Source organism: Atribacterota bacterium, assembly GCA_039638595.1.
Classification (GTDB): Bacteria; Atribacterota; Atribacteria; order Atribacterales; family Caldatribacteriaceae; genus Profundicultor; species Profundicultor thermophilus.
The window spans coordinates 43,727-53,312 of the sequence record JBDIWM010000008.1; the positions used below are offsets into that span (position 1 = coordinate 43,727).

Below are 9,586 nucleotides of genomic sequence, written 5' to 3' on the forward strand. Positions count from 1 at the left end.
GGAGGGAATACTATGTCTTCGTTCACACATCTTTTTGAACCGATTTGGATTGGCAATGTGGAAATTCCCAATCGTATTTGCCACGTGCCAACCGATATCAGCTCCGCTCATGCCGATGGCTCAGTGAGCGCTCGGGATATTCATCACCATGCTACCATCGCCAAAGGGGGAACCGGTTTTATCATCGTGGGGGCAACTTCCCCTCAGGGGAATACCGGTCGCTCTACGGTGACATGCCTTGTGGCTGATGGGGATGAATACATTCCGGGATTAGCACGTTTGGCGGAAGCTATGCACCGCTACGGAGCAAAATGTGCGGTGCAACTGCAGCATCCCGGTCGACAGGCAGCGTTGCCCCGTTCGGGGAAATTTGCTTCCACCGATATGGTGGTGAATTTGCCCTGGTCACAGAGCCGTCCTATCCTCTATGCCAGTGAGGAGGAGAGTGTAACCCGTAAATCGGTTCACGTTCTGACCACCGATGAAATCATTGTTTTGATTGACCTTTTTGCGGAGGCGTCCTGGCGGGTAAAACAGGCTGGTTTTGATGCCGTGGAACTCCATGCCGCACACGGGTATCTCATTTCGGAGTTTATGAGCCCTTATTTGAATCGTCGCACTGACCGATTTGGGGGAAGCTTTGATAATCGGATGCGTTTCCCCCTGGCTATCATCGAGGCCATTCAAAAAAAGTGTGGGCGGGATTTTCCGGTGCTTGTACGCTATTCGGTGGATGAATGGGTGCCGGGAGGGAGGGAGTTGCCGGAGTCCATTCAGGTAGCGAAGGTTTTTGAAGAAGCTGGGGTGGCGGCACTGGATCTCAGTCAGTGCATTCAGGAAAGTCCCGGGGCAGGGTTTGACCCCATGTACTATGAAGAAGGATGGACGATATACGCTTCAGAAGCCATTAAGAAGGAAGTGAAAATTCCGGTCATTAACAGCCATTCTCTACGTAATCCGGAGTACTGTGAGAAGATCCTTGCTGAAGGGAAGACCGACATGGTGGGCCTTTCGCGGCAACTCCTGGCTGATCCTTACTGGCCGATTAAGGCTAAATACGGCCAGGTGAGATCAATTCGCCGTTGCATTTCCTGCCTCACGGGATGCTGGCAGGAATCACTCATGGCGAAAAAGGAAATTGCTTGTGCCATCAACCCTGCTTGTGGTAATGCTGCTTTTGAAATCCGCGATCGAGTGACGCAACCTCTGCGTGTTGCGGTCGTGGGAGGGGGACCGGCAGGAATGGAAGCAGCCAGACACGCTGCAGAGAGAGGACACCAGGTTACCCTTTACGAAAAGACCGGGGAACTCGGGGGTGCAATTTTGGGATGTTGTCTGACGCCGGGGAAGGAGAAAATGAAGTGGTACGCCGACTGGATTCGAAACGAAATCAATCGGCTTGATATTGACCTGCGACTTCGATGTGCGCCTTCCTGGGAGGAACTCGCCCAGTACGATGCGGTCATCAATGCCACCGGAGCACATTCCTACGTTCCTCGGGTAGCGGGAATGGTAGAACGAGTGATTCCCTTTGAGGCAATTCTTGCTTGTCCAAAAGTTTCCTGCGAATTTCATCCCAAAGACGGAAGAAAACCCCAAAAAATCGAAGGAGAACGGGTCATTGTCTGGGGAGACCACTATCCGGCAGCAGACACTGCAGCATTTCTGGCTTCTATTGGGAAAGCGGTCACCATTGTTACACCGTATAAAGAATTTGGGTCTACGATTGAGGTCATCCACATGTACGTTTTACGAAAGCGATTCCAGCAGAAGGACGCTGAAGCCCTTCATTCCAAACCCTTCCGGTACCCGGTGACGGTATTTCCAAACAGTATACTTTTGGAAATCGGGGATGGTACAGTAACGCTCCTGCGTAATGGTGAATTTTGGTCCCTTCCGTATGATGCCATCGTGACCTGCTTTACTCGGCCTGACGCAGAGATCTTTACCCAACTGAGAAATCATGGGGTTCCGGTGGTCAGTGTGGGTGATGCCGTAAAACCCCGTAACCTCCACGCTGCAGTGAAAGAGGGTGCCTGGGCGGGGTTAACTGTGGAAAAGGGACGGTTATATAATCCTAATGGTGCTTTCGTCAACGATTTGCCGTTAGATGTCGAAAGTCAAATTCTGGGCCTGGGAGAGAAAGAGGAGGGATAAGCATGGTATTACGAACGCTGGTAGTTGGTGTTGGGGGGATGGGAGCATCACATGCTAAGGCGTATGCCCTTTTGCCTTATTTTGAGATCGTAGGGTTCGTAGTGGCCAAAAACGTGGAACGGGCAAAGAAGCTTGCGCAGGAACTTGACCTTTCGGTACCGGTTTTCACCGATTACTATGAAGCAATGCGTGTTACCAACCCTCAAGTGGTCTCCATCAATACCTATGTGGATACCCATGCTGAGTACGCCATTTATGCCATGCAGAAAGGGGCTCATGTTTTCCTGGAGAAACCCATTGCGCAAACCGTTGCGGAGGGAAAACGAGTGGTACAAGTTGCCCAAGAGACAAAGCGAAAGCTCGTGGTTGGCTATATTCTGCGACATCACCCGGCCTGGCAGAGGTTTGTCGATTATGCCTGGAAGATGGGGAAGCCTCTGGTTATGCGGATGAACCTGAATCAACAGAGTTTCGGTCGCGAATGGATGGTACACAAGGAATTCATCCGGCGTATGCCTCCCCTTGTGGACTGTGGTATCCACTATGTGGATGTTATGTGTCGGATGGTTCAAGCCAAACCCACTCGGGTACATGGGATTGCGGCACGGTTGACGAATGAAATTCCTCCAGATACCCACAACTACGGGGCACTCCAGATCGTCTTTGAAGATGGCTCGGTGGGGTGGTACGAAGTGGGTTGGGGTCCAATGATAAGTAGAACCGCCTTTTTTGTAAAGGACGTCATTGGACCGAAAGGGTCAGTCAGTATCGGTAAAGATGTGAGCGCTGTTGACCCTTCCGATGTATCCCAGCACACCGCGGTGAATACATTGGTTGTTCACTGGAGTGATACCGATAGCGAAGGAAAAAGAATGCGTGAAGATGAGTATATCGAGATTTCCGATGAACCGAGTCATGAGGAATTGTGTCAACGTGAACAGGAGTACCTCTATCAGGCGATTGTTGAAGACCTCGACCTCTCGCAGGAGCTTAAGGATGCGGTGGAAAGTCTTCGGATTTGTTTTGGGGCAGTGGAGTCCTATTTAACAGGGCATGCCGTTTCGCTATGAGGAGGATACAATGATGACGCCGAGGTTTGGATTTATTGTTTTTGGGGTTCACAAGGATGGGTTACGGGATCCTCTGGGAAAACCATTTATCGATGAAGCCATCATTGCTTTTGCTAAGGAAGCGCTATGGAGAAGTGGCATAGAACTTGTAGAACATAAGGTGGTGGTGGCCACCAAAGAGGAAGCTCGGGTGGCGCTGCGGAGCATGAAACATGAAGAAGACATCGATGGAGTCATACTCTTTTCCGGTACCTGGGTGTGGGCAGCGCATTTGGTGGGAGCAGTGCGAGACTATGCCCTCACTGGGAAGGGAATTCTTCTCTGGACCCATCCTGGTTCTCAAGGGTGGCGTACGGTAGGGGGTTTGGTGATGCATGGGGCGATGCTTGAAGTGGGTATTCCTCATAAATTCGTGTACGGGGCTGCTGACGACCGGAATACCATGGCCCAAATCCTAAGTTATTGTCAGGCGGCGCACCTCAAAAACGTCCTCAATCTTTCTACCATCGGTACCTTTGGAGGAAGGGGGATGGGGCAGACGGTGGGGGTAGCAGACCCTTCCCAGTGGATGCGGGTATTTGGAGTGGACATCGATAGTCGAGATACAGTGGAGCTCATCCGGGAAGCTGAAGCCGTGAAGCAGGAAGAACTTGAAGCCCTCAAACTGCGCGTTCAGAGTTTATTCGGGACATTCCCGGAAATGAATCGTCCTAATGAGCGTTCGCTACGGCTTTATCTTGCGATCAAAAAAATCGTAGAGCGAGAGAAATGGCATTTTTACACTATCCAGTCTTTTCCCGGTTTGGGAGATGTTTATGCTACCACTTGCTTTGCTCAATCTATGATGCTTGAAGATGGAGTGCCCACCTCCACTCTTGGTGATTTCAACACCGCCCTCACCACTTTTCTTTTGACCAAATTGAGCCGAGAACGGGTGTACTATGGGGACCTTCAGCATATTGATATAATCAAGAAGGAGTTGAAAATCATCGGTGACGGAGCGATACCTCCTTCTTTGGCGGGAAAGGTTGGTCCGGCGGGGTTCAGTCAGCATGGGATTCCCACTGAAGGAAGTGCTGGGGGTTTAGCGGTACAGGCGATTTGCAAAGTGGGCGAGGGGGTTTTGGCACGTCTGGGGCGAATCTCGGGGGCATTCGTCATGGTACTGGCTCGGGTCTCGATTTTTGAACCGTCGCCAGAAGAGGTGTCAGAGAGGCTTCGAGAGTGTGGGATTCCTTTTTGGCCTCATGGATTTGTCCGTGTACATGGTGATATGGGACAGCTTCTTGAGTTCTGGACCAATGAGTATGCCTGTTTGGGGTATGGGGAGGAGCTCTATCCAGCTCTTATGGATTTTTGTAAGATGACCGACATCAGAATCGTGACGGTGTAAAGCTTTTGGGGATTCTATGAACTTCCTAAAAGGCATACGTTGGTGAGAATGCCCCCGGCCTGGATGATGGTACGAAGGAGCGGTTCGTAGACGTCTAAGGCGGCGTTTGTGTCGGTAACCGGGTCATGAAGGAGAATACTCAGGAGTTCGTCTCCCCGGTAGAGGGGATGGCCGTTTTTTCGCCAGTCTTTGACATTGATTGTAGCCAGAGAAAAGAGGATAGCCAGGGGGTGATCAGGCATTCCCGGTTCATAATCAGCGATACCAAATTCTCCGTAATTGATGCTGTGCACTTGAGGGTCATTGCTTAACGGGTTATTGCCAAAGGTTAGGGTTTTGAGCGCGCTAAGCTTTTGCGCACAGCTATACGGGTCATTGGCTTCAAAAGAAGCATTGATTTCTTCTGCAAGTTCTTTTCCTTTCTCAAGGAGGGCAGCAATTTGGGCAAGTACTTTGTCATTTGCGCCCAGTTCCTTAAGAAGTACCACCTTGTACGCTTGGGCTACTGAAGCCTGCACCACTCCCGGAAGTTGCAGTGCCCAGTTGAGGGCGTCATAAAGGTATTCGAAAAGGTCAACGGCACTTGAGACGAGTTCCAGGCTAAATCCAAACCTCTGGATAAAGAGGGTTTTCTGGTTTTCGAGGTACGTTCTGGTAAATTCACAGAAGGAGTCCTCGAGATAGCTGTCGGGGCTGGCACCAAAGATAGAAAAGGCATCCACTCCGTAGTTGATGACTGGTAAAGCAGCGTTGGCCACATTAGGGCTGAGCCCAGCCAAATAGTTTTTGACCGTGGTCCCGCACGAGAAGACTTCGGTTTTTCCCTTAAGGGAGTACAGTATCGAGGTCTTCAATGCGACGTTTTGGTAATTGGCCCAGTTTGGAGGGAAAATCCACACCGTTTTTTCTCTGGTCTCCTGACCCTTCCTGGTTCTTATGAGGAATCGTTCCGCGTGGTTGAGAGCGGTGGTGTCAAAGGGTACGCCCCATTCATTTTTGGGAAGACACGGAGGTACTCGCTTTGCCCAGCGGGAGGCACTGGCATACTGCTTCCCCAGGGAACGGCCGTTCTCCCGAAATACTTCCATCTCCCTCGTCCCGTCAAAACAGGTAAAGTACAATTGAGTGCATCCCTGTGGGAGGATAAAGACCGTATCACTGACCTCAATGAGGTTAAGAGAATTACGGTTTCCTTCGACGAGAATCCCCGCCGGGTATACTTCCTCAAGTGGGGTGAACTCACCATAGGTTTTGCGGTCTCCTTCGCCGAGGGCTAACCACCGGTTGGGCTGGAATACCCACTCTTTGCCCGAGCAGGTGTCTTTGACTTTAAGGCCCACCACAAACCAGCCCGGCTTATTCCCCGAGTTATCGTGAAGGAGAACGATGTGGTCGAGATTCTCAATGGCTCTCCCGGTGACAGAAAAGGCATCCCGTTTTCCTCACTCAAAAGGATTTCCCATCTGAGAGAGCAGTAGCACCCCTGAACCGTAAACCACTCCTTCTTGCTCTTTTGGTTCGTAGAGGCTCAGAAACACCCGGGCATCGGTTCCAGCAGCATTAGTATCTCCAGTGAGCACTTCCACCTCATAGGTTGTGGAGTTCTGCCGCACAAAGGCGGGCGGAATGGTCACTCGTTTGCCGCCGATGGTTCGTTCCTGGTCCATTGCCACTTCTTTGGTGACTTTTGTTTCCCGCAGGCGGTTATCGGTCACGGTCAGGGTGATAGGGAGAACTTGGAGTTGAGAGAATCTGTAGGTGATTGCTCTCGCCTCGAGGATTACTGAACCAGGCCATGACTATTGGTATTTGACAATGACCCCATCAGGATCAGAGGAAGGGATGCCACAAAAGCCAGTTTTCTGGAAGGAGTGCATCTCGTCGTCGCAAACGATGAAGTCTGCTTTGGGATGCGCATTCGGTGAAAGCGTCAGGGTAAAGCGAGGTGGGGTGAATCTTGCAGGGTCGTTGACTTGCTCAGCGCTATTTGCACTGAACGTGAGGAAAATCTCCCATTCCCCTCCAAGAGACGGAACAATAACCATTTCTTTATAGAGGCTTCCCAGTCGGGGCTGGAATTCAAAAATCCGCTCACCTCGTTTCCAAACAAGGCGAAGCGGAAGCGCCGCGCTGGGAAAACCTGGGGCCACACCACTGATGCGCACCACATGGTCATCACGCTTTTCGAGGGTTAGGTTTTTGGTAATCTCCTTTCCTGAAGGGTCAAAGATGTAAAGACCCCGGATAACTTCATCGGTAGGAAGGTACCACCACGGACGTTCGGGATCCTGCTGCATCCAGACTTCAAAAGCGTACGCCGGGCGCACCGCAAGAAACGATTCAAAAGAAGCCTGAGCCCTGCCGCGGCGGGAGATGGCTTCAAGGAGGAGAGAGACGGGAAGGGTATAGCCACTCCACTGAACCTGGAAATCCTTGGGGAGATACTCGAAAAAGAGTTTCCCATGGAGCACGTCCTTTTTGGTGATTCGTTCCGGAAACGGGTCACCATGGGTACATTGGAGGTTCTCGGTTTCTAAATTAAAACGCAAATCATCGATATCCACCGAGGTTTTGTTCCTGAGGGTCCAGGAGGCTACGAGTACTTTCCCTCGTGGTGGGTCTGGATTGCAAGAGAGAGGGGATTGGGGAAGGGGACGACGGTCATGGGGAACGCCTTTCGGGCAGGACCAAGAGAAGCGGTGACGGTGACCGTTCTTGGGGTATCGTTTTGAAGCTCAGGGATGAGCCAGGTGAAAATGAGTCTTTCTTCCTTTCGGGTAATGGAAACCGCTTCCACACTGAGTGTAAGAAGCTTCTCAAGGGATGGAAGGGTCGTAAAACGGAGGTCGGTGGGAAAGTCTTCAAAAACTTCGTATAGGCTTTCCCCGTGCGGGGAAACGGAGACGAGTTCCAACGGAAGGGGCCAGCTTTCGCCTAAGACGTCGAAAGCTACCAGTGCCGGTTTTTCGATTCCTTCTTCCTTTCCGGAGAGATTCCGAAGGAAAGTGAGCCCCTTATTCTGGTACACAAAAACACCTGTACTTAGGTCATGCCCTTCAGAGAAAATGTAGACCCCGGTGAGTTCCCCCTGAGGGAGCTTGTAGCGTAGAATAAGATTTCCTTGGGTGCTAAGGAGTTCTTTTCCGTCCACAATCTGGGAGTGCTTCGTGCTCAGTCCCGGGGGCCAGAGGGTTTGTTCTGCAATCCGTGCTCCATCGGGGGAAAATAGGTGAAGTATGGTTTCCTCATGACCCTTTTCTTCGAGGAGAACAATGGTGCCGTCATTGGAGAATCACCCATAGAGGGTTGTTCTCCCCCGGGGTGCAAATTGGCCCAGAAGAATTGGCGCACCTTTTATCTTAACGGAAAAGAAATGAAATGTTCCGATTGCATCCTCGATAGCACAAAGCAATGTATCGGAAAAAACATCAAAGAGGTGCAATGGTGATGGAGAACGACGCGAAGGAAGGATAACATCCTGGAGGGGGAATCGTTCTACAGTTTCTCCAGTCTAGTCGAGGAGTTCAAGGAAAATTGTTTTCCCTTCTTCCCGGAGGATGGGAAGGAACCCACCCGGAAAAGTATTCCGGCTCTCCCAGGGTGGCCGTGGTATTCAGGAAGATGAAAATGAGTATCTGGGCTTAAGGAGGGAACAGGGAAAGTCTTACGGGATGCAATGTCAAAACCGAGGTAGCCGCTGCAGTTCCTCTGGGTATCCCGGGTGGGCACAAAGACCACTTCTCCCAAGCTCAAAACCGCTTCTGCGCTGGCTACAGGTTCGCTGAACAGGCATTCCTCAGTTGTGGGGGCGAAAATACGGAGAATACCTCTGTCGTTTGTTACCAGAAACCCTCCCTCGGTGACAAGAACTAAGTTGCCAGGATAGGCTTTCTCTTTCTTTGTGGCTATGGAAAAAACCATGGTTTGTGGATGCGACCCAAGGTAGTAGAAAACGTACCCATTTTTCAGACCGTGGAGGATACACATTTCAGGGAATGTTTTTTCCAGGACCACTTCTTCTTTGGTCACGTCCACAATCACAAGGGCATTCTTCCGAACGGTAAAGGCAAAGAGATTCCCATCCTGGAAGGGACCACTGCTGGGAGCGTGAGAGGCATGGGCAATAATCCGTGATACTCCATCAGATTCGCGCAAAGGTTCCCACTGGTAGAGGGTGTGGAACAAGCCCGTTTACTCTCCGAAAACGGGAGACCCAAGAAGGACCAAAAAGGCGAAGAATCCAGCCAATAGCGGTAAGGTCCTTTTCGGAACGGAAACACACATACTCTTCCCTCCTTAGAACTATTTTACCACCACAGACTGAGGCGGGAAAGCGGTTTGCGTAAGTGGATTGCGGCACGCTCACGAGTGCCCAGAAACTCAATATTGACACTGTTTGGCCTTCTTCTATATAATAAACTCAATTTTTTTGAAAGGGAGGATTGTGTGGTATTCATGGTTGAAGTGGATAGCATCGTTGAGGGCAAGGTCATCGGTATCACCAAATTTGGAGCTTTTATCGAGCTTGACGACGGAAGCAAAGGTTTGGTGCATATTTCCGAAATTGCCAACCATTTTGTCAAGGACATCAATGATTACCTGAAAGTGAATGACCGGGTTAAAGTGAAAGTAATCCGGATTGCACCTGACGGGAAAATCGATTTTTCCATTCGACGAATTGACGAAGACAAAGAGTACGAAGCAAAACTGGAGAAGAGCCGGGCTAATTTTGAACAGAAGATGAATCGTTTCCTGAAACAGAGCCAAGAGAAACTTTCTGATTTAAAGCGCTGTCAGGAAGCAAAGAGAAAGCGATAAGTTTCCTCTCTTCATGGATGAGTGTACCGTTCGTGATGCGGCGCGATTTTTCCGGGAACATATTCCCTGGCTGGTTCTGACCGGGGCAGGGATTTCCACGGAAAGCGGTATTCCCGATTTTCGGACACCTTCTTCAGGTCTTTGGGCG

10 protein-coding genes are annotated in these 9,586 nt (G+C 50.6%); 5 read left to right on the plus strand and 5 right to left on the minus strand.

Annotation, left to right across the window (positions count from 1 at the left end):
• Nucleotides 1-12 precede the first annotated feature (12 nt).
• Genes ABDK92_03535 through ABDK92_03545 form a run of 3 tightly spaced genes read left to right on the plus strand, consistent with a single transcriptional unit; the run spans nt 13 to nt 4,620 of the window.
• Nucleotides 13-2,157, plus strand: a complete 2,145-nt coding sequence (locus ABDK92_03535) for an FAD-dependent oxidoreductase (GenBank protein ID MEN3185694.1) — start codon at nt 13-15, stop codon at nt 2,155-2,157.
• A gap of 2 nt (nt 2,158-2,159) precedes the next feature.
• The gene (locus ABDK92_03540; protein ID MEN3185695.1) at nt 2,160-3,227 is read left to right on the plus strand and encodes a Gfo/Idh/MocA family oxidoreductase; all 1,068 of its coding nucleotides are present in this window, start codon (nt 2,160-2,162) and stop codon (nt 3,225-3,227) included.
• A 10-nt stretch (nt 3,228-3,237) separates the two neighbouring features.
• A complete protein-coding gene (locus ABDK92_03545; protein ID MEN3185696.1) occupies nt 3,238-4,620 on the plus strand; it encodes a hypothetical protein in 1,383 nt (460 codons plus the stop codon).
• Between the two features lie 14 nt (nt 4,621-4,634).
• Here ABDK92_03545 and ABDK92_03550 read toward each other — a convergent pair whose 3' ends face one another.
• The 5 genes from ABDK92_03550 to ABDK92_03570 form a co-directional block, all read right to left on the minus strand.
• Entirely contained in the window at nt 4,635-5,960 is a 1,326-nt protein-coding gene (locus tag ABDK92_03550) for a hypothetical protein (protein MEN3185697.1), read from the minus strand.
• 102 nt (nt 5,961-6,062) lie between these two features.
• Nucleotides 6,063-6,287 (minus strand): hypothetical protein, encoded by a 225-nt coding sequence (locus ABDK92_03555; protein ID MEN3185698.1) that lies wholly within the window; start codon nt 6,285-6,287, stop codon nt 6,063-6,065.
• A 132-nt stretch (nt 6,288-6,419) separates the two neighbouring features.
• Nucleotides 6,420-7,184 (minus strand): hypothetical protein, encoded by a 765-nt coding sequence (locus tag ABDK92_03560; GenBank protein MEN3185699.1) that lies wholly within the window; start codon nt 7,182-7,184, stop codon nt 6,420-6,422.
• A 29-nt stretch (nt 7,185-7,213) separates the two neighbouring features.
• A complete protein-coding gene (locus ABDK92_03565; GenBank protein MEN3185700.1) occupies nt 7,214-7,771 on the minus strand; it encodes a hypothetical protein in 558 nt (185 codons plus the stop codon).
• 344 nt (nt 7,772-8,115) lie between these two features.
• Nucleotides 8,116-8,775: a hypothetical protein gene (locus tag ABDK92_03570; protein ID MEN3185701.1), complete on the minus strand. Its 660-nt coding sequence runs from the start codon at nt 8,773-8,775 to the stop codon at nt 8,116-8,118.
• Between the two features lie 300 nt (nt 8,776-9,075).
• Here ABDK92_03570 and ABDK92_03575 point away from each other — a divergent pair, with 300 nt between their 5' ends.
• Together ABDK92_03575 and ABDK92_03580 are read left to right on the plus strand one after the other, a co-directional pair.
• Nucleotides 9,076-9,438 carry a S1 RNA-binding domain-containing protein gene (locus ABDK92_03575; protein ID MEN3185702.1) on the plus strand — a complete coding sequence of 121 codons (363 nt, stop codon included), beginning with the start codon at nt 9,076-9,078 and terminating at the stop codon, nt 9,436-9,438.
• A 13-nt stretch (nt 9,439-9,451) separates the two neighbouring features.
• The coding region (locus tag ABDK92_03580; protein MEN3185703.1) for a Sir2 family NAD-dependent protein deacetylase at nt 9,452-9,586 on the plus strand (135 nt) is incomplete at its 3' end.